This window comes from Streptomyces sp. NBC_00846, assembly GCF_045207325.1.
In the GTDB taxonomy this organism is placed as follows: Bacteria; Actinomycetota; Actinomycetes; order Streptomycetales; family Streptomycetaceae; genus Streptomyces.
In genome coordinates this window covers 6,977,349-6,997,460 of sequence record NZ_CP108846.1, presented here as the reverse complement: position 1 = coordinate 6,997,460, position 20,112 = coordinate 6,977,349, and the positions used below count along the sequence as shown (strand labels likewise).

Sequence of the window (20,112 nt, the reverse complement as noted above, 5' to 3'; positions counted from 1 at the left end):
CGCTTCGGTATCCGGTCATCACTCGTCACGCCCGCTGGCTGCTGACCGAGACCGTCTCGCCCGTCATGTACGAGGAGTAGCCACTGGCCAGGAAGACGATCACGTTGGCGACCTCCCAGGGCTCGGCGTACCGGCCGAACGCCTCGCGCTCGGTGAGCTCGGCCAGCAGTTCGGGGGTGGTCACCTTCGCCAGGTGCGGGTGCATCGCGAGGCTCGGCGCGACGGCGTTGACGCGCACGCCGTACTCGGCGGCCTCGACGGCCGCGCAGCGGGTGAGCGCCATCACGCCGGCCTTGGCGGCGGCGTAGTGCGCCTGGCCGCGCTGGGCGCGCCAGCCGATCACCGAGGCGTTGTTGACGACGATGCCCCCGCGCTCCCGCTCCTTCATGCGCCGCAGCGCGGCGCGGGTGCAGCGGAAGGTGCCGTTCAGGGTGACGTCGAGAACCGCGGACCACTGCTCGTCGGTCATCTCGACCAGGTCGGCGGTGCCGCCGAGTCCGGCGTTGTTGACGACGATGTCGAGGTGGCCGTGCTGCGCCTGAGCGAGGTCGAAGAGGGCCGCGACCTGCTGTTCGTCGGTGACGTCGCACGGGAGTGCGGCGACCCGGTCGGCGCCGAACTCCTCGGCGAGCGCTTCGGCGCTCTCCTTCAGCCGGCGTGCGTGGGCGTCGCCGATCACGATCCGGGCGCCCTCCTCCAGGAATCGGCGGGCGGTGGCCCCGCCGATGCCCGCACCGGCGGCGGCGGTGATCACGGCGGTGCGGCCGTCGAGCAGGGCGTGGCCGGACACGTAGGGCGGCGGTGTGGTCATGGGCGGGCCTCCTTGGGCAGGCCGAGGACGCGCTCGGCGATGATGTTGCGCTGGATCTCGTTGGAGCCGGCGTAGATGGTGTCGGAGCGGGAGAAGAGGAACAGCCGCTGCCAGTCGGTGAGGTCGTACGGCGGCCCGGCGGCCAGCATTCCGTCGGCGCCGCAGACGTCCATGGCGAGCTCGCCGAGCTCCCGGTGCCAGGTCGCCCAGAAGATCTTGCCGATGGAGGCCTCGGGGCCGGGGGCGCCCGCGGCGACCTGGTCGAGCATCCGCAGGGCGTTGCAGCGGATGGTCTCCAGGCCGACCCAGGCGCGGGCGAGCCGGTCGCGGATCAGCGGGTCGTCGGCGGCGCCGTTGTGCCGGGCCAGTTCGATGAGGGACTCCAGTTCGCGGCGGAAGCCGACCTGCTGGCCGAGGGTGGAGACCCCGCGCTCGAAGCCGAGGGTGGCCATGGCCACCTTCCAGCCCTCCCCGGGGGCGCCGACGACGTGTCCGGCGCGGGTGCGCGCGCCGTCGAAGAACACCTCGTTGAACTCCGAGGTGCCGGTCAGCTGGTTGATCGGCCGGATCTCGACGCCGGGCTGGTCCAGCGGCACCAGGAGGTAGGACAGGCCCTGGTGGCGGGTCGATCCGGCTTCGGTGCGGGCGACTACGAAGCACCAGTCGGACTCGTGGGCCAGCGAGGTCCAGATCTTCTGCCCGGTGACGACCCAATCTCCCCCGCTCCCGGCTCCGTTCGAGCGGGAGGTGCCTCCCTCATCCCGCTCGGCGCGGGTGCGTACGTTCGCCAGGTCGGAACCGGCGTCCGGCTCGCTGTAGCCCTGGCACCACAGCTCCCGGGCCGCCACGATCGGTGGCAGGAACCGCTCCTGCTGCTGGGGCGTGCCGAAGGCGATGAGGGTGGGGCCGAGCAGTTGTTCCCCGATGTGGCCCACCCGGGCCGGGGCGTCGGCCAGGGCGTACTCCTCGTGGAAGGCGACCTGTTGCTCCAGGGTCGCGCCCCGGCCGCCGTGCTCCTTCGGCCAGCCCACGCAGGTCCAGCCCTCGGCCGCCATGTGCCGTTCCCAGCCGAGCCGTTCGGCGAATGCCTCGTGCTCCCGGCCCGGGCCGCCGCGGCCACGCAGACTCGCGAACTCTCCCGTGAGGTGGGCGGCCAGCCAGTTACGGAACTCGGTACGGAACTCCTCGACGCTGCTCATGGCCGTACGGTAGTCTACCAAACACTTGTTAGGGAAGGAGGGGGCTCGATGACCACTGCCCACGACGAACCGGTGCGCTATGAGAGGCAAGGCCCGGTCGCGACCGTCACCATGAACCGGCCCGACTACCGCAACGCCCAGAACTCCGCGATGACCTACGCCCTGGACCGGGCCTTCTACCGCGCCGCCGACGACGCCGAGGTCAAGGTCGTCGTCCTGGCCGGAGCGGGGAAGCACTTCTCCGCGGGCCACGACATCGGCACGCCGGAACGGGACGCCCACCTGCCGTTCGACCGCAAGGCCGGACTGTGGTGGGACCACTCGGACAAGGCCGGAGCGGAGGGCCGCTTCGCCCGCGAGTCCGAGGTCTACCTGGGCATGTGCCGCCGCTGGCGCGAACTGCCCAAGCCCGTCATCGCCTCGGTGCAGGGTGCCTGCGTCGCGGGCGGGCTGATGCTCGCCTGGGTCTGCGACCTGATCATCGCCTCCGACGACGCGTTCTTCGCCGACCCGGTGGTCCGCATGGGCATCCCGGGCGTGGAGTACTTCGCGCACCCCTGGGTGATGCCGCCGCGCATCGCCAAGGAGTTCCTGTACACCGGCGACCGGATGAGCGCCCAGCGGGCGTACGAGGTCGGCATGGTCAACCGTGTCGTCCCGCGCGCCGAACTGACCGAACGGGTCACGGAGTTGGCGACCCGGATCGCCGATATGCCGCGCATGGGGCTCGCCCTGACCAAACGCGCGGTCAACCAGGCCGAGGACCTGCAGGGTCTGCACACCGGCATGGACTCGGTCTTCGGGCTGCACCACCTCGCACACGCGCACAACGCCGAGACCGCCCCCGACGCGCTGGGCGGCATGGACATCCGCGCGATGAAGGAGGCGGGATCCTGATGGACCTCGACTTCACCGAGCAGGAGGACGCCTTCCGCGCCGAGGCCAGGGACTGGCTCGCCGCGCACGTCCCCGGCACCCCGCTGCCCTCCCTGGAGACCGCCGAGGGCTTCACCGCCCACCGGCAGTGGGAACGCACCCTCTTCACGGACCGCTGGTCGGTGGTCTCCTGGCCCGAGGAGTACGGCGGACGCGGCAGTTCGATCCTTCGATGGCTGATCTTCGAGGAGGAGTACTACGCGGCCGGCGCGCCCGGCCGGGTCAGCCAGAACGGCATCAACCTGCTCGCCCCCACCCTCTTCGAGCACGGTACGCAGGAGCAGCGCTCCCGCATCCTGCCCCGCATGGCGAGCGGCGAGGTCATCTGGGCCCAGGCCTGGTCGGAGCCGGAGTCCGGCTCCGACCTCGCCTCGCTGAGCTCGACGGCCGTGCGCACCGACGGCGGCTGGCTGCTGGGCGGCCAGAAGACCTGGTCCTCGCGGGCCGCCTTCGCCGACCGGGCCTTCGGCCTCTTCCGCAGCGACCCGGACGCCGGCAGGCCGCACCAGGGCCTGACGTATCTGATGTTCCCGCTGGACGCCGACGGTGTGACCGTACGCCCCATCGGCCGGCTCGACGGCAAGCCCGCCTTCGCCGAACTCTTCCTCGACGAGGTGTTCGTGCCCGACGAGGACGTCATCGGCGAGCCCGGGCAGGGCTGGCGGGTGGCAATGAGCACCGCGGGCAACGAGCGCGGCCTGACCCTGCGCAGCCCCGGCCGCTTCACCGCGGCCGCCGACCGCCTGACCGCGCTGTGGCGAGAGCGTGCCGACCCGGCCGACACGGCTCTGCGCGACCGGGTCGCCGATGCGGTGATCGGTGCCCGCGCCTACCAGCTGTTCACCTACGCGAGCGCCTCGCGCCTGGCCGCAGAGGGGGGCGGGCCCGCAGGGCCGTCGAGCAAGGGTGGTGGTGGGCGACGGGCGGGATCGATCGGCGCCGAGTCCAGCCTCAACAAGATCTTCTGGTCCGAGCTCGACATCGCCCTGCACGAGACCGCCCTGGACCTCCTCGGTCCGTACGGCGAGCTGGCCGACGGCGCCGAGGAGGCGCCCGGACACGGCAGTTGGGCCGAGGGCTACACCTTCTCCCTCGCCGGGCCGATCTACGCCGGCACGAACGAGATCCAGCGCGACATCATCGCCGAGCGGCTGCTCGGCCTGCCGAAGGGACGCCGGTGATGCGGTTCCTCCTGGACGACGAACAGCGGGAGTTCGCCCGCACCCTGGACGGCATGCTCGGCTCGTACGACACCACGGGTGCCGTACGGGCCTGGGCGTCCGGCGACCACGGCCCCGGGCGCGCCCTGTGGGACCGGCTCGCGCAGGCCGGGGTCTTCGCCCTCGCCGTACCGGAGCAGCACGACGGACTCGGGCCGCTCCCGCTCGAACTGGCCGTCGCCTTCACGGAACTGGGCCGGTACGCCGTCCCCGGACCGCTGGTCGAGACGGTCGCAGCCGCCGCGCTCCTGGACCGGCTCGGCGACGAGGCCGCTGCCGCCGACTGGCTGCCCGTCATCGCCTCCGGCAAGACGGTCGCCTCACTCTGCCTGCTCTCCCCCGACAGCCCCTACGCCCTGGACGCCGACGCCGCCGACGCCGTCTTCGTCGTGGACGGTGACACCCTGCGCCTGGCGGCGTCGGCGGGACCCGTCCAGCCGTCCGCCGACCCGGCCCGGCGGCCGGCCCGGCCGGTGGGGGGAACCGTGCTGGCGCGGGGGCCCGAGGTGGTCGCCGCGGCCGCGTACGCAGCCGACGTCGCGGCGCTGGCCACCGCCGCCCAGGCCCTCGGGCTGGGCCGCGCCCTGCTGGCACGTACGGTCGAATACGTCCAGCAGCGCACCCAGTTCGGGGTGGCCATCGGTTCCTTCCAGGCGGTGAAGCACCGCCTGGCGGACACCCTCCTCGCCCTCGAATTCGCCCAGCCGCTGGTCCACTCCGCCGCCCTCGCCCTGGCCTCGGGCCGGGCGTCGGCCCGCGAGACAGCTGCGGCCAAGGTCACGGCGGGCGAGGCCGCGTACGCCGCGTCCCGCACGGCCCTGCAACTGCACGGCGCCCTCGGCTACACCGACGAACTCGACCTGTCGTTGTGGATCCGCAAGGCCCGTCCCCTGCGCGACGCCTGGGGCACTCCCGCGGCATGCCGGGCCCGCGTTCTCCAGGGAGCAGATGTATGAGACTGACGGAGGAACAGGAGGAACTGCGTTCCGCCGTCAGGTCGTTGCTGGCACGCCATGAGGGCGCGGCGGCCTGGCGACCGCTGACCGGGCAGATCGGCGTCGCGGGGCTCGCCGTCCCCGAGGAGTACGGCGGCGCGGGCTGCGGAGCGGCGGAAGTCCACGTGGTGATGGAGGAATTGGGGCGGGAGCTGAGCCCGGTCCCCTGTCTCGGCTCCGCGGTGCTCGCGGTGCAGGCGCTGCTCGCCTCCGGTGACGGGGCGGCCTGCGCCCGGTTGCTGCCGCGGCTCGCCGAAGGCCGCACGGTGGGGACGCTGGCGTGGGCCGAGCAGGGTTCCTGGGACACGGCGGCGATCCGGGCCGAGGCCGTCGCCGGGCCCGGAGGCGGTGCCTGGCGGATCACCGGGACCAAGGAGCACGTGCTGGACGGCACCGAGGCAGATGTGCTGCTCGTGGCGGCCCGCACGGCGGCCGGAGTCTCGCTCTTCGAGGTGGCCCCGGACGGTGTGGGAGTACGTCGCGAAGCGGTGGTGACGATGGACCTGACGCGGTCACAGGCGCGCGTGGTCCTCGACGGTGCCGAGGGACGGCTCATCGGCGCCGACGGCGAGGGCGACCGGGTGCTGCGGCACGTACTGGACCTGGCGTGCGCGGCGCTCGCCGCCGAGCAGGTCGGCGCGGCCGAACGCTGTCTCGAACTCACGGTCGCGTACGCCAAGGACCGCGTCCAGTTCGGCCGGCCCATCGGCTCCTTCCAGGCGGTGAAGCACCGGCTCGCGGACGCGTACGTGCTGGTGGAGTCGGCGCGCTCGGCCGCCCTCGGTGCGGCCCTCGCGGCCGTCGAGGGCTCACCGGAGCTGAGCCGGTCCGCGGCCGTCGCCAAGTCCGCCTGCTCGGAGGCGTTCTCCGCGGTGGCGGGCGAGATGATCCAGCTGCACGGTGGTATCGGCATCACCTGGGAACACACCGCCCACCGCTTCTTCAAACGCGCGCACGGCTCCGGCCGGCTCTTCGGCCCGCCGTCGTGGCACCGGGGCCGGCTCGCCACCGGCCTGGGGCTGACCGCGGCGTGACCGGCCGGACGGCAGCCCAGTCACCCGGGTCCGTGGTTCCACCCACGGATTCCAGTACGCCCTACCGGAGCCTGACAGAAGGCGGAAGCATGGACAGCGACAACCCGATGGACTTCACCGGACGAGTCGTGGTGGTCACCGGGGGCACCAGGGGCATCGGTGCGGCGATCGCCGAGGCGTTTCTCGGCGCGGGCGCGGATGTCGTCGTCTGCGGCCGCAACGAACCAGGGGCGCTGCCCGGTGCGAACGGCCGGCACGCCGTGTTCCTCCCGGCCGATGTCCGCGACCCCGCGGCGGCGGCGCGGCTCGTCGACGGCGCCGTGGACCGCTTCGGCCGGCTGGACGTCCTCGTGAACAACGCGGGCGGCTCCCCCGACGCCGAAGCGGCCACGGTCTCCCCGCGGTTCGTCGAGAAGATCGTCGCCCTCAACCTGCTGGCGCCGTTCTACGTGGCGCAGGCCGCCAACCGGGTCATGCGGACCCAGAGCGGTGGTGGCTCGGTCATCAACATCGGAAGTGTCTCCGCCCACGACCCGCAGCCCGGCACGGCCGCCTACTCGGCCGCCAAGGCCGGTCTGCTCACCCTGACCAGGGCACTGGCCCTGGAGTGGGCGCCGAAGGTCCGGGTCAACCACATCACCACCGGTCTGATCCGCACCGAGAGCGCCGCGGCCGTCTACGGCGAGGACGGCGGGGCCGCGGTGGCGCGGGTCGTCCCGATGGAGCGGATGGCCGTCCCGGAGGATGTCGCGGGCGCCTGTCTGTATCTCGCCGGTGGCCTCGCCTCCTACGTCAACGGCGCCGACCTGGCGGTGCACGGCGGGGGCGAGTTCCCTTCCCGCTATCTCGCCGCGAAGTCCGGCGGGACGGGGTGAGGCCGGGCGGACGGGCCGATTGAGGTCTGTGTGCGGGCCCCAGCGGGCCCGCACGGAAACGGCCGCGCGGCCGTTTCTCATTTCCGTATCGCCGTGACCGGACCTCCCGTATGCCGTGACCGGGCCTTCCGTCTCGCCGTGACCGGACTTCCCGTATGCCGTGAGCCGACCTTCCGTCACGCCGTGACGCGATACGGAGCCGCTGCCGGACACCGGCAGCGGCCCCGGCCCGCTCAGACCAGGTTGTCCTCGACGGTGAGCCCGAATGCGCCGCATCCGTACATCGCCAGCGCCCGTTCGACGTCGTTGGCCACGTGCACGCTGCCGGCGTGGGCGTCCCGCCAGGCGCGCTCGATGGGGTTGCCCCGTGGCCGGGACGGCCATGACGTAGGGGATGCCGCGGCGTTCGAGTGCGGCGCGGAGTTTGCGGTCCTGGCCGTAGGCGCTGTCCGCGGCGACCCGTTCGAAGGGCACCGAGGCGCGGCGGGCCCGCTCGTCCATCCGCGACCGATTTCGGCCTTGGTGTTCAGCTCGCCGGCCCGGAGCCTGGGGATCCTCGCTTCGTTACACCGGTCGGTGTCGGTAGCTCAGGCGCAGAACACCGCGACCTGACAGTTCTCGGTCTGCCCGGTGCTGCCGACGTACCGCCTTGCCATCCCGGCCGATTTCACGCCCTTCTTGAGGAAGGCGGTCTCGTCCAGGACCAGTCCGCCCGTCCGAGGTGGGCAACGACGAACTTCCCTACACGGTCATGAGGATGGTCCGCACGCCGCACGGAGCGGGCCAGGGACCATTGCACCCGGTCCAGCGTGACATGCGCGGCGTGCTCCGCGATCTGCCATCCCCTTTTCCGCTCCACCGGAGCGATCAACGCCTTGATGTGGGCCATCGCCACCCGACGCGGCTCGACCCGCCCGAACACCCCCGCCAGACTGGCGGAGAAGTCGTCGAACTACCCACCCACACCTGCACGGCACGCTCCGTCGTCACACCGAAGACCACCAACAGCGCCCCCAGAACGACAGTTCACAGAAGAAACCCTGGTCCTGGATCAAACACAAAGCGGCGAATGCGCGCGATAGGTTGGTTTTGCATCTTTTGGAGCCTCCAGAGCTCCATCGTTCACCGCGCGTCCACCACGGCGTTGAAAACTTTCGCGAAGAATGACCGATATGCGGCTTCAGCTTAATCGGATCGCGACCTGACCAGCCTTGACGTGCCACACGGGCAGTTGAAATCGTCAGCAGCGGCGCTGCTGAACCATGCGGTCGCCTTGAATTGGCTTACCCCCACGCGAGGTTGTCGCTCCATGCCCGGCGCACTGCTCACTCCACCTTCGCCCGCCTGTGCAGCTCCGTCAGCACACCTCAGGCTCGTACACCGGAACGGTTTCACACAAATCATTTTCTGATCCCCCGAGGATCCGCACGTCCTGTCCGAGCGCTCGCGACCCGGTGCCCGGTCAACGCGGCCAAGCGTCCGGTCACTCACCGGACTTGCGGGCCGATACGCCCCATATCACGAAAGGCCGGCTAACAGTGCTGCGTTACATCGCCCGCAAAGCAGTCGGCTGGATTTTGATGATCGCCATCGCGACCAACCTCACGTACTTCCTCGCTAACGCATTCCTCAAACCTGCGTCGAACTACACCGCGTTGCGACCGCCTCGAACTCCAGCCCAGATCAACCAGTCGCTGGCGCTTTACAATCTCAATCCAGACAAACCGATCATGGATCGGTGGTGGCACTGGATCACTCAGATCGTGACTCATTTCGACTGGGGCCAGTCGCCAACCGGGGGCAGCGTCAACGACCAGGTCTCCTACCGGATCTTCGTCAGCGGCCAACTCGTCCTGGCCTCGACGATCCTGTCCATCATCATCGGTGTCGGGCTGGGCGTCTACACCGCGTCGCGCCAGTACAAGGCCGGCGACCGGGTGTGGCAGGGCATCTCCGTGATCTCCTTCAACACGCCCTCCGCGGTGGCCTCGCTCGGCGTGGTACTCGCGGCCATCGCGCTCAACCAGTCCCTCGGCAGCACGCTGCTGCCCGTCGCCGGAGCGCAGAGCCCCGATGTCGTCGGGTTCTGGCCGGTCCTGGGGTCACGGGCGATGCACGCGATTCTTCCCACGATCTCGCTGACGTTCATCTCGTACGCCGGATACCACCTGTTGCAGCGCTCTCTGCTGCTGGACCACATCAACTCCGACTACGTGCGTACCGCACGGTCCAAGGGGCTGACGCGGAAGCAGGCCATCTACCGGCACGGGCTGCGGACCTCGATCATTCCCGTCGCCACTCAGGTCGCGTTCGCGATGCCCGCGCTCTTCACCGGCGCGGTCATCACGGAAACGGTCTTCGCGTGGCACGGCATGGGTGAGTACTTCACCAAGACCATCAGCACGAACGACGTGCACGGCGTCGTCGCTGTCGCAGCCTTCGGTGCCCTCATGACGGCCATCGGCGCGATCCTGGCCGACCTCGTCGTCGTGGCCCTCGACCCCAGGATCAGGGTGAGCTGACGTGGCCATCAACATGCCCGGCGCCGGAACCGCCCCCGAAGAGGCGCGCCCCGAGACCGCCGAAGCACTGGAACCGGGAAAGACCGGAACCGGTGGCAAGCGCCTCTCCCCCTCCCGGCTCTACATGCGGCGCTTCGCGCGCAACAAGCCCGCGCTCGGCGGTCTGATCCTCTTCGTCCTGCTCGTGTTCTTCTCGGTGTTCGGCCGGTATCTGACCCACTGGGACCACATGGAGGCGGACTTCACCGCGCTCTCCGTCGCCCCCGGGGTCGGGGGCCATCTCCTGGGAACCAACGGCGCGGGCAACGACGTCTACGCCCAGCTCGTGCACGGCCTCGGCAGGTCGCTGATCATCGCCGTGACGGTGTCGCTCCTGACCACCGCCATCGCCGGTCTGTTCGGCACCACCGCCGCCTACTTCGGCGGGAAGATCGAGCGGGCGATGCTCGGTTTCGTGCACTTCCTGCTCATCCTGCCCTCGTTCCTCATCATCGCCCTGGTCGGTACGCACTACCGGGGTGAGTGGCAGGTTCTGGTCGTGGTCCTCACGTTGTTCGGCTGGATGCTCACCGCCCGGGTGATCTGGTCCCTGGCCACGTCCCTCCGGGAGCGCGAGTACGTGATGGCGGCCCGCTTCATGGGCGTCAGCCCGATCCGCACCATCATCCGCCACCTCGTACCGAACATCGGGTCCCTGCTGATCGTGACGTTCACCCTCGGTGTCGCCTCGACCGTGCAGTCCGAGACGGCACTCTCCTTCATCGGATTCGGCGTCAAGCAGCCCGACGTGTCCCTGGGTTCCATGCTTGCCGACGGGCAGAACACGCTGTCCACCGCTCCCTGGCTGTTCTACATGCCGGCGGCACTGGTGGTGCTGCTCACCGTGGCAATGGCCCTCATCGGTGACGGTCTGCGCGACGCCCTGGACCCCACATCGCAGTCTGGAGGCCGCGCATGATCGAGCAGCGCGCTGTCACGACCGAGCCCGGCACCCAGCGGGCCCTGCTGTCCGTGCGTGACCTGAAGGTCGCCTTCCCCTCGGAGGCCGGCCGGGTGGACGCCGTTCGCGGTGTCTCCTTCGACCTGCACCGCGGCAAGACCCTCGGCATCGTGGGCGAATCCGGTTCGGGCAAGTCCGTCACGTCGATGGCCGTCATGGGGCTGCTTCCCGAGTACGCCTCGGTCACCGGCGAGATCATGCTCGACGGGAAGAACCTCCTCGACCTGGACGACCGGCGGATGTCCAAGGTCCGCGGTCAGCGGATCGGCATGATCTTCCAGGACCCGCTCTCGTCGCTCACTCCGATCTTCAGCATCGGGGCCCAGATCGTCGAGTCCCTCCAGATCCACCAGGAGATCTCGTCCGCAGCCGCCTGGAAGCGGGCCGTCGAGCTGCTGGACCTGGTCGGCATCCCCAACCCGGACCGCCGCGCCAAGGGGTTCCCGCACGAGTTCTCGGGCGGCATGCGGCAGCGGGCCGTGATCGCCATGGCCATCGCGAACGACCCCGACCTGATCATCGCCGACGAGCCGACGACCGCCCTGGACGTCACCGTGCAGGCCCAGATCCTCGACGTCCTCAAGACGGCCCAGCGCGAGACCGGCGCCGCGGTCATCATGATCACCCACGACCTCGGGGTGGTGGCCGGCTCCGCCGACGACGTCATGGTGATGTACGCCGGTCGCCCGGTCGAGCACGCCGGGGTGGACGAGCTCTTCGCGCAGCCCCGGATGCCGTACACCATCGGCCTGATGGGCGCGATCCCCCGCCTGGACGACCGCGACAGGGAAGCGCTGACCCCGGTTCTGGGCACTCCGCCGCTCCTGGTGGACCTTCCCGACGCCTGTCCGTTCGCGGCGCGCTGCCCCGCGGTCGAGGACGCCTGCCGGGAGGCCGAGCCGCCGCTGCTGGCCATCGCCGGGAGTGACACCGGTGCGGGGCACTCGACGGCCTGCCGGCGTGCCGCGGAGATCCGTGACGGCGCCATCGGCGGTGAGCCGATCTACCCCGTCCCGGCCGAGCGGGAGAGCCGCGTCGCGGACGTCCCCCGTGAGGACCGGCCGAAGGTCCTGGAACTCTCCGGTGTCACGAAGACCTTCCCGCTCACCAGGGGCGGCCTGCTCAAGCGCAAGGTGGGCACGGTCTTCGCGGTCAACGGCATCGACCTGGACATCCGCGAGGGAGAGACGCTCGGGCTGGTCGGCGAGTCGGGGTGTGGGAAGACCACCACCCTGCTGGAGATCATGGGGCTGAAGCCGCCCGAGCAGGGCAGCATCGCCGTCTGCGGCCAGGACACGGCCGACCTGAAGCGGAAGCAGGACATCAGCGCCGTCCGCCGCAACATCCAGATGGTGTTCCAGGACCCCATGGGCGCGCTGGACCCCCGCATGACGGTCTTCGACATCCTCGCGGAACCGCTCCGCGCGGTCGGCGAACGCGACAAGAAGGTGCTCAGCACCAAGGTCGCGGACCTCATGGAGCTGGTGGGGCTCGACCCCGAGCACCGTGACCGCTTCCCCTCCGCATTCTCCGGCGGACAGCGGCAGCGCATCGGCATCGCCCGGGCGCTCTCCACCAAGCCCCAGCTGCTCGTGCTCGACGAGCCGGTCTCGGCTCTCGACGTCTCGGTGCAGGCCGGCGTCATCAACCTGCTCAACGACCTCAAGGCCGAGCTGGGCCTGTCCTACCTCTTCGTCGCCCACGACCTGTCGGTGGTGTGCCACATCTCCGACCGTGTGGCGGTGATGTACCTGGGCCGGATCGTCGAAATCGGGGCCACCGACTCCGTCTTCGACAACCCCAGGCACCCCTACACCAAGGCGCTCCTCTCCGCGATCCCCCTGCCCGATCCGGTGGCCGAGCGCACCCGGGAACGCGTCCTCCTGGAGGGCGACCTTCCCAGTCCCACCGACGAACGGCCCGGTTGCCGGTTCGTCTCCAGGTGTCCGCTCCACACGACGTTGTCGGAGCCGCAGAAGGAGCAGTGTCGCGGGGTCACTCCTCTACTCACCGAGAGGGGGGACCCGGACCACCGCGACGCATGCCATTTCGCGGGCACGACCACGTCTGTCGACAACTAAGTTAGAAAGGCCAAGGCCGTTATGAGAAAGATCTCCCTGAGCCTGGTGGCGCTCGCCGCCGCCTCTTCCCTCGTCCTCTCCGGGTGCAGCAGCGACTCCGGCGACTCCGGGCAGAAGAAGTCCAAGGGCGCCACCTCCGAGAAGGACGTCCTGACTTCGTACAACCCCCAGCCTGCGAGCAACCTGAAGCAGGGGGGCAAGATGACGCTTCCCATCGTGGAGATCCCCGACCAGCTCAACCCGATGAACGGCAACGGGTCGCTCTACACGTCGAAGATCGCCTGGTTCTACCAGCCGCAGCTGTCCTTCAACGACCCCAAGGGCAACATCACCTTCAGCCAGGACTACCTGACCGACGTCAAGCAGGAGACGGTGGGTGGCAACACCCAGGTCACGTACACCATCAACCCGAAGGCCAAGTGGAACGACGGCCAGGACATCGACTGGACCGCGTTCCGTGACACCTGGACCGCGCTCAACGGGAAGAACAAGGAGTACAACGTCTCGTCCACGGACGGGTACTCCAGCATCACCTCGGTGAAGAAGGGCAATGACGACAAGCAGGCGATCGTCACCTTCAAGGGCGCGTTCGTCTACTGGAAGTCCCTCTTCAACCAGATCGTCAACCCGCACATCGCCAAGGCCGAGGACTTCAACAAGGCGTACGTGAGCAAGCCGCACGCGGAGTGGGGTGCCGGTCCGTACACCATCTCCAAGTTCGACCCCAAGGGCGGCACCGTCTCCTACAAGCCCAACCCCAACTGGTGGGGCGCCAAGCCGCATCTGGACGAGTTCACCTTCGTGCAGATGGAGACGAGCGCCAGCATCAACGCCTTCAAGAACGGCCAGATCGACGGGGTCTCGGCGGCCAACGCCGAGGAGCTCAACCAGGTGAAGTCGGTGAAGGGGACCGAGCTTCGCCGCGGCACGACCACCTCCAACAACCTCCTCGTCTTCAACAGCACCTCGCCGCAGCTGAAGGACCTGGCGGTGCGCAAGGCCGTGATGGAAGGGATCGACCGCGCTCAGCTCGCGAAGATCACCTTCCAGGGACTCGGGTACACCGAGCCGCTGCCCGGCTCCTTCACCCTCTTCCCCTTCCAGAAGGGGTACCAGGACACCTTCGGCAAGCTCGTGAAGTTCGACGCCGAGAAGGCGAAGAAGGACCTGGACGCCGCCGGCTGGAAGGCCGGCTCGGACGGTGTGCGTGCCAAGGACGGCAAGAAGCTGGAACTGACCTTCCCCACCATCGGTGACAGCTCCACCGTCAAGGCCCGTGCCACTGCCATCGCCCAGATGATGAAGAACATCGGCGTCAAGGTGGACATCAAGGCGCACCCCTCCGCCGACTTCAACAAGGTGTTCACCGAGCGCTCCTTCGACATCTTCGGGATGGGCTTCATCTCCAGCGACCCGAACGGCATGCTCTACATCTGCCAGATGTACTGCTCCGACTCGACGCTCAACGTCTCCCGCTCGGTGCCGAAGAGCCTGGACGAGGAGACCAAGGCCGTCACCAACCTGCCGACCCTGGACGAGCAGATCAAGGCCGGCAACGAGGTCGAGATGAAGGCCATGGAGACCTACGGCATCATGCCGCTCCACAACGGCACCACCATCTGGGCCGTCAAGAAGGGGCTCGCCAACTTCGGCGCGGCCCAGTTCTACGGCAACTACGGCAACCTCGGCCAGCCCGATCTGATCGGCTGGCAGAAGTAGTAAGCCGCCCTGCCGGGGGCTCCGCCGCAGCGTCGATGCGGTGGAGCCCCCGGCCTGTACCAGTGGTCTGTCGGACGAACGAACGGCTCTGTTACGTAGTCGGTGGTGACGGCAGGTGACGGAGGCCGTCGACGTCATGACACCGGTCAAGCACGCCGGTCCCCAACTGGTACCCAAGAATGATCAAAGGCCGGTTTCGGATTGCTCCGAAACCGGCCTTTGACCTGCGACTCTCACGAGTCGGGACGACAGGATTTGAACCTGCGACCCCTTGACCCCCAGGAGTGCGAGCCAGGGGAATTTTCCGGATGGATCACACATTTCACGGACGCAGATCGTGCATGGCGAGGCACACTGTGCGGCACCGGGCATACCCTGTGGTCCCCAACTGGTCCCCAAGCCCGGACCCGGTCGCCCCTGGAGGTCGGGTACTGGTCGAGCGACCAGTACCCGACGCGGACGCCGGCGGACTTCATCTTCGAGATGAAGTCCTTCACCGGCCGCATGACGAAGGGGCGCCGGAACAAGGTCGGGGAATCGCCAGCAAGGGCAGCTCAACTGAACCCCGTCCCCCGCCTGATCCCGGCCCGGAAACAGGCCGTGACCGAGCCCGCCGCGCGCTGACCTCACACAGGCCGGCAACAGGAGCATCCGGACGGGTCCCCACCACCAGCCCCATGCCCCATGCCCCATGCGCCCGGGCCTCCATCGACGGCGACCGTGGCGATGCCGAAGGCAGCGCGAGCGACGCCGACGGCGGACAGTCGCCGACGAGAGCGCTCAGACTGGCCAACCACAGCGCTCAGCCACACTCCCGGCCCCACCCGGGAGGCGCTCAGCCCACGACCCGCTGCAACATGACTCAAACCAGTTCGGGCTCCGGTTCGCGTCGCGGTTCCGGCAGATACGCCGACGCGGCCTTCCGGTCCCACAGCTTGGTGGTCCGTACGTAGCCGTAGACCACTGAGGTCATCGCCAGAATGAGCAGCGGCCCGAACACCCACGGATGTCCGGCCATCTCCACCGACAGATAGCGATACGACGCCAAGAGCCCAGCGAAGACCGCGGCGCCGTAGACGACCAGCTGGATTCCCGACCGGTCCCAGCCGCGGTCGAGCGAGCGCAGCGCCGTCTCGATCGTGAGCGTGAACACCACACCGGCGACGATGTCCGCGCCGTAGTGGTAGCCGAAGCCCAGCGTTGCACCGAGCGTGGCGATCAGCCAGAACGCGCCTGCGAATCGCAGAGCCCGCGGGCCCTTGCGGGAATGAATGAAAATCGCGGTAGCCCACGCCGTGTGCAGACTGGGCATGCAATTGCGCGGGGTGACCTCGTCGAAGAGCATCGGGTGCGGGGTACTGACCGGCGGCGGCGTGTCCGGCCACAGGTTGGCCACCGCCCAGTGCCCCCCGTCCGCGCCGTAGGCGAAGATCGGTCCGACCACCGGGAAGATCATGTAGATGCCCGGCCCGAGCAGGCCGATGACCAGAAAGGTACGCACCAGATGATGGCCCGGGAAGCGGCGCTCGACCGCCACGTTGCGCAGCTGGTACAGCGCGACGACGACCGCGGCCACCGCGAGCTGAATGTAGACCCAGTCGAGAACGTGGGCGCCGACCGTGCCGGTAGCCGCGACAATCCGCCCTACCAGCCACGACGGGTTACCCAACGCATGATCGGCGGTTGCCACGTACTGGTCGAGCACCGCCGGGCGGGTCTTCGACGTGATCAGCAGCCAGGTGTAGCCGGTCTTGCGGCCGGCCACCAGCAGCAGGGCCAGTCCGACGCCTTTCAGCAGCAGGACACGGTCCCGGTCGGTGCGGCGCGTGACAGCGATGACGGCACAGGCCAAAGTCACCCACAACGCGCCGTTGCCGAACATCATCTCGGCGTCGACCGCCCACCGCACGAGCCAGAAGACGACGTCGATGCCGATCGCGGCGCCGGCCGCGATGAACCGCTGCCGCCAGGTGAGCACCACCATCATCAACGCCATACTGACGTACAACACCGTCCCCGATTTGGGGGCGAATATCACCTCTCGCGCCTGGTCGGTGATCGGCCCCGGCTCGCCGTACCGACGCGCGGCGACCTCCAGTGCAATGAGGAATCCGAGGGCCGCTACACTCACCGCGACCCACAGCATGACGCGTGGTTGACGCCATGCAGCGAACCTAGTTCTGCCGTCTATTCGCGAAAACACTCGCGTTACCGTAGATATCAATTTTCAGCCGCTTTGTCATATTCCAATGTGATCATTGTGAGCTCGAACATGCTAACGGAACGGGTGGGTTTCGCTGATCACAGGTACGCCGAATACAGCGATCAGCTCCCCTTTTCCCGCAGCCACGGCGGACATGAAACGCCGCGCGGCCCGCACGGCCCCGGATTGGGGCGGCGCGGGCGGCTCGGTGGACAGGAGGGCGGGTGTCGGGGCGAGCTCGACGGCGACAGTGGCGGTCGAGGGCAGCGCGAGCGACGCCGACAGCGGATAGTCGCCAATGAGAGTGTTCAGACTGGCCACCTACAGCGCTCAGCCACACCAGGGGGCCACTGACTCTGTCGGATGCTGCCCACCCACCGCGAACCAGCCCCAACCCGGGCATGCAATCACACTGCGACCACCACGCCCCCGGACGCACGAAAGACCGCCTTCCGATTCCTGAGTGGGCGTTTAGGGATGGATTGTGGTGCTAAGTCGCTCCTGCGGCCAACGATCTTCGGGCTGATTCACACCTTACGTGCGCCTTCACGGCCTTCCGAGCGCCGACCTGCGTGCCCGCTTAATCCGCTTCTCGGCACTGGATTCTTTCTAGTTTAGCAATGGGGCGGAAGATTCCCGCCAATGCGGAGCTTCCAGCATTTCAGGCTGTGCACGTTGGCGATGAATACGGCAAAGCGGGTCGAAATACCCATCACGAATCAACATCAAACGCCCACTCAGAACTCGGCAACATTTAAGCGTCCTGGACGAAGCGGCCGCTCTCCGTATCTGCCGACAAACGCTCTCCGTTGTCACCTGCAAAGCCAACCACCAGTGGCGCTGATATTCGGCGGCGCCCGGGACAGGTGTCCGCGACACTGGGCCGGTGATCGTCATACACCCCGTGCTGGAGACCGGCGCGCTCCCCGGCTTCGAGCTCTGGCCGGTCGTCGAGCAACCGCCGCACCACCTCACCCCACTGAACGGCACGCTGAGCGATGAGCAGGTCGGCACGGCAATAGCCACCATGGCCGGCTACAACTCCAGCCGGGTCGAAGACCACCTGACCGACCCGGCCGACGCCTTCCTGAGCTCACTACTACACGAGGAGGGGTTCGTCGCCCCTGGAGGGCTCCGCGTCCAGGACACCGGCACCGGCACGACGCTGACGCCCGGTTGCTGCTGCGGACTGGAGGACTGGCGCGGATGGCTAGTAGCGTGTCGCTGTTTAGTTATGGCGTGTCTGGTTGGGAGGTTGGTGTCTGGCAGATTCCTTCCCCTTTGCCAGACAGGACTGTTGTCATGGGTTCGCAGAAGAAGCGGCCGGTCAGGTTGACCGTGCAGGATCGCGAGGAGTTGGTCCGGGTGACCACGACAGGTGTTCGTGGGGCCTCGATGATCATGCGTGCGCGGGTACTGCTTGCACTGGATACCTCGGCGGGTGAGGCGGATCCCAAGGAGGTGATCGCGGCCCGGCTCGGCGTCTCCGGTGAGACGTTGCGGCTGGTCGCCAAGCGTTTCGCCGAGACCGGTGGCGATGTTCACGCCACGATCGCGCGGAAGAAGCGCGACCTCCCACCGGTGCCCTCGCCAGTGACCGGTGAGGTCGAAGCCCGGCTGATCGCGATGGCGTGCTCACAGCCACCCCAAGGCCATGCCCGGTGGTCACTGCGGCTGCTGGAGAAGCACGTCGCGCTGGTCGAGGACATCCCCGATCTGGACCACTCCACCATCGGGCGGGTCTTAAAAAAACGGAACTGCGTCCTCACCTGAAGAAGTGCTGGACCATCCCACCACGAGCGAACGCGGAGTTCGCGGCCCGGATGGAAGACGTGCTGGCCGTCTATGCCCGGCCATATGACCCGGCACGTCCGGTGGTGTGCATGGACGAGAAGCCCTACCAGCTCCTCGACCATGCCCGCGACCCGCTCCCGGCCCGCCCTGGTCACGACGCCTGCCAGGACAGCGAGTACATCCGCTGCGGCACGTGCTCAATCTTCGTGTGGGTCGAACCCCTGCGCGGGTGGCGTCGAGTTCAGGCACTGTCCCAGCGGACCCGGATCGACTGGGCCGGCCAGGTCAAGCAGCTGCTGAGCGTGGATTACCCCGACGCCGAGGCCGTGGTGCTGGTGATGGACAACCTCAACACCCACGGCATCGCCTCACTGTACGAGGCATTCGAACCAGAAGAGGCCTTCGCGCTGGCCCAACGCCTCGAGATCCACCACACGCCCAAACACGGGTCATGGCTCAACATCGCCGAGATCGAACTCTCCGCGCTGACCCGGCAATGTCTCGACCGCCGGATCGGCGACCTCGACATCCTCAACACCGAACTCTCGGCCTGGCAGAACGCCACCAACACCGACCAACGTCACGTGGACTGGCAGTTCACCACGCACGACGCACGCATCAAACTGCGCCACCTCTATCCCAAAAATTAGCTGCGACGGTCTACTAGTGCCCCTCCCGGCAAGCTTTGCCCCGTCGCGCCGCCCAGCACGCACGCTCGCTGCGTTGGCCAAAAGCCCTGGTAGCTCCGCTACAAGGACTTCCGGCCGCCTTGCGATCGCACGCACTGGACGACGCTCCTTCCGGGCAAACATTGCCGGTCGCGGCACTATAGATCGCCGACGGAAGCGAGCTGTGGCTCGGCCACGAACCGACACCGTGGGCCGAACAACTCGGCGACACCGTCCGGCTCCACCCGAACGGCGAGCACCCGGGCCCCGTGATCGAGGTCGCCCGGACCGAGCTCCCCCGGCTGCTCGCCGGGGTCCAGCAGGACCTCGCGGACTTCCTCCTCCTGGTCGCAGCATGGGCCGAGCAGCACGCGCCCCAGTCGGCGCAGGCACTGGTCAGTGCGGTCGACCGGTCGCTCGCAATCACCGCACCACTGCGAAAGCTGAGCTGATGGCGAGCTTCCTGACGCACCGCCGGCTCGTGCTTGACTGCACGCTTCCGATGCGGCGTCGCCACGCGGCACTGCGGGCCTGCCTCACTCTGTACGCCCCATACGGCTTCCGCGCCACGTACCACCACCTGACGGTCAGCGCCGCGATACCACGCGACCTCGACGCCGATCCCGAGTCTCTGGAACGTGCGGTGAACGAGCTCCACGAGGCCCGCCTGCTCCGGCTGGCCGAGGACGCCCGGTACGCCGAGCGGCGGCGACGCGAGAAGCATGCCGGTCAGCGGGGCCCCCGACGCCCGGGCCCGTGGTGGCACCGCCACGGGCAGCAGAGCTGCATCCAGCTCGATCCGCTCGGCCATCCTGCCCTGGCCCTGCCCGAGTTCGTCCGCCGCCAAATCGGCCTGGCGAATGGCGAAGCACTGCCCGGCTGCGCGGACTGCGGCAGCGGCCTGCCCGCGGTGTCCCGTTCAACCGGCCACGGGTTCATCGACCTGTGCCGCAGCTGCGGAACGGTACAGCGCTCCTGCGCCTGCGGCCAGCCGCACTACCTCCACCCTCGCGAACGTGAAGTTCCCCCTCTGAACTGGACAGCCTGATACTGGG

At 68.5% G+C, this 20,112-nt stretch carries 18 protein-coding genes and 1 pseudogene; 14 read left to right on the top strand and 5 right to left on the bottom strand.

Annotated elements, in window-relative coordinates; genetic code table 11:
- Nucleotides 1–25: 25 nt before the first annotated feature.
- Together OG936_RS32100 and OG936_RS32095 are read right to left on the bottom strand one after the other, a co-directional pair.
- Nucleotides 26–811 carry an SDR family oxidoreductase gene (locus tag OG936_RS32100; protein WP_406499441.1) on the bottom strand — a complete coding sequence of 262 codons (786 nt, stop codon included), beginning with the start codon at nucleotides 809–811 and terminating at the stop codon, nucleotides 26–28.
- On the bottom strand, nucleotides 808–2,010 hold the full coding sequence (locus OG936_RS32095) for an acyl-CoA dehydrogenase family protein (RefSeq protein WP_406499440.1): 1,203 nt from the start codon (nucleotides 2,008–2,010) through the stop codon (nucleotides 808–810). Before OG936_RS32095 ends, OG936_RS32100 begins: the two co-directional genes overlap by 4 nt.
- Before the next feature lie 48 nt (nucleotides 2,011–2,058).
- Between OG936_RS32095 and OG936_RS32090 the strand changes: the two genes are divergently transcribed.
- The 5 genes from OG936_RS32090 to OG936_RS32070 all read left to right on the top strand — a co-directional run bounded on the left by OG936_RS32090 (nucleotide 2,059) and on the right by OG936_RS32070 (nucleotide 7,070).
- Nucleotides 2,059–2,907 carry an enoyl-CoA hydratase gene (locus OG936_RS32090; protein WP_406499439.1) on the top strand — a complete coding sequence of 283 codons (849 nt, stop codon included), beginning with the start codon at nucleotides 2,059–2,061 and terminating at the stop codon, nucleotides 2,905–2,907.
- The gene (locus OG936_RS32085) at nucleotides 2,907–4,127 is read left to right on the top strand and encodes an acyl-CoA dehydrogenase family protein (RefSeq protein WP_406499438.1); all 1,221 of its coding nucleotides are present in this window, start codon (nucleotides 2,907–2,909) and stop codon (nucleotides 4,125–4,127) included. The genes OG936_RS32090 and OG936_RS32085 overlap by 1 nt, the downstream gene beginning before the upstream one ends.
- Nucleotides 4,127–5,122 carry an acyl-CoA dehydrogenase family protein gene (locus OG936_RS32080; protein WP_406499437.1) on the top strand — a complete coding sequence of 332 codons (996 nt, stop codon included), beginning with the start codon at nucleotides 4,127–4,129 and terminating at the stop codon, nucleotides 5,120–5,122. The genes OG936_RS32085 and OG936_RS32080 overlap by 1 nt, the downstream gene beginning before the upstream one ends.
- Nucleotides 5,119–6,195, top strand: coding sequence for an acyl-CoA dehydrogenase family protein (locus tag OG936_RS32075; protein WP_406499436.1), 1,077 nt, complete (start codon nucleotides 5,119–5,121; stop codon nucleotides 6,193–6,195). Before OG936_RS32080 ends, OG936_RS32075 begins: the two co-directional genes overlap by 4 nt.
- An 89-nt stretch (nucleotides 6,196–6,284) precedes the next feature.
- The gene (locus OG936_RS32070; protein WP_406499435.1) at nucleotides 6,285–7,070 is read left to right on the top strand and encodes an SDR family oxidoreductase; all 786 of its coding nucleotides are present in this window, start codon (nucleotides 6,285–6,287) and stop codon (nucleotides 7,068–7,070) included.
- A 587-nt stretch (nucleotides 7,071–7,657) separates the two neighbouring features.
- On the opposite strand, the pseudogene OG936_RS32065 reads toward OG936_RS32070, so the two are convergent.
- Nucleotides 7,658–7,792, bottom strand: a pseudogene (locus OG936_RS32065) (transposase); the annotation flags it as partial.
- A gap of 1,041 nt (nucleotides 7,793–8,833) precedes the next feature.
- Here OG936_RS32065 and OG936_RS32060 point away from each other — a divergent pair.
- Genes OG936_RS32060 through OG936_RS32045 form a run of 4 tightly spaced genes read left to right on the top strand, consistent with a single transcriptional unit; the run spans nucleotide 8,834 to nucleotide 14,392 of the window.
- The gene (locus tag OG936_RS32060) at nucleotides 8,834–9,592 is read left to right on the top strand and encodes an ABC transporter permease (RefSeq protein ID WP_266750469.1); all 759 of its coding nucleotides are present in this window, start codon (nucleotides 8,834–8,836) and stop codon (nucleotides 9,590–9,592) included.
- 1 nt (nucleotide 9,593) lies between these two features.
- Complete coding sequence (locus OG936_RS32055; protein WP_406499434.1) at nucleotides 9,594–10,550, top strand: ABC transporter permease; 957 nt, start codon at nucleotides 9,594–9,596, stop codon at nucleotides 10,548–10,550.
- On the top strand, nucleotides 10,547–12,673 hold the full coding sequence (locus OG936_RS32050) for a dipeptide ABC transporter ATP-binding protein (RefSeq protein WP_406499433.1): 2,127 nt from the start codon (nucleotides 10,547–10,549) through the stop codon (nucleotides 12,671–12,673). The genes OG936_RS32055 and OG936_RS32050 overlap by 4 nt, the downstream gene beginning before the upstream one ends.
- 21 nt (nucleotides 12,674–12,694) lie before the next feature.
- Complete coding sequence (locus OG936_RS32045; protein ID WP_406499432.1) at nucleotides 12,695–14,392, top strand: ABC transporter family substrate-binding protein; 1,698 nt, start codon at nucleotides 12,695–12,697, stop codon at nucleotides 14,390–14,392.
- 862 nt (nucleotides 14,393–15,254) lie between these two features.
- Here OG936_RS32045 and OG936_RS32040 read toward each other — a convergent pair.
- A complete protein-coding gene (locus tag OG936_RS32040; RefSeq protein WP_406499431.1) occupies nucleotides 15,255–16,538 on the bottom strand; it encodes a phosphatase PAP2 family protein in 1,284 nt (427 codons plus the stop codon).
- Nucleotides 16,539–16,667: 129 nt separating this feature from the next.
- Nucleotides 16,668–16,916 (bottom strand): hypothetical protein, encoded by a 249-nt coding sequence (locus tag OG936_RS32035; RefSeq protein ID WP_406499430.1) that lies wholly within the window; start codon nucleotides 16,914–16,916, stop codon nucleotides 16,668–16,670.
- 565 nt (nucleotides 16,917–17,481) lie between these two features.
- On the opposite strand from OG936_RS32035, the gene OG936_RS32030 reads away from it, so the two are divergent.
- From OG936_RS32030 to OG936_RS32010, 5 genes are all read left to right on the top strand, one after another.
- Complete coding sequence (locus OG936_RS32030) at nucleotides 17,482–17,931, top strand: hypothetical protein (RefSeq protein WP_406499429.1); 450 nt, start codon at nucleotides 17,482–17,484, stop codon at nucleotides 17,929–17,931.
- Nucleotides 17,932–17,933: 2 nt separating this feature from the next.
- Nucleotides 17,934–18,368 (top strand): helix-turn-helix domain-containing protein, encoded by a 435-nt coding sequence (locus OG936_RS32025; protein WP_406500688.1) that lies wholly within the window; start codon nucleotides 17,934–17,936, stop codon nucleotides 18,366–18,368.
- Nucleotides 18,257–19,039: an IS630 family transposase gene (locus tag OG936_RS32020; RefSeq protein ID WP_406492112.1), complete on the top strand. Its 783-nt coding sequence runs from the start codon at nucleotides 18,257–18,259 to the stop codon at nucleotides 19,037–19,039. The genes OG936_RS32025 and OG936_RS32020 overlap by 112 nt, the downstream gene beginning before the upstream one ends.
- Nucleotides 19,040–19,326: 287 nt before the next feature.
- Nucleotides 19,327–19,509 (top strand): hypothetical protein, encoded by a 183-nt coding sequence (locus OG936_RS32015; protein WP_406499428.1) that lies wholly within the window; start codon nucleotides 19,327–19,329, stop codon nucleotides 19,507–19,509.
- On the top strand, nucleotides 19,509–20,105 hold the full coding sequence (locus OG936_RS32010) for a hypothetical protein (protein ID WP_406499427.1): 597 nt from the start codon (nucleotides 19,509–19,511) through the stop codon (nucleotides 20,103–20,105). The genes OG936_RS32015 and OG936_RS32010 overlap by 1 nt, the downstream gene beginning before the upstream one ends.
- Nucleotides 20,106–20,112: the final 7 nt, after the last annotated feature.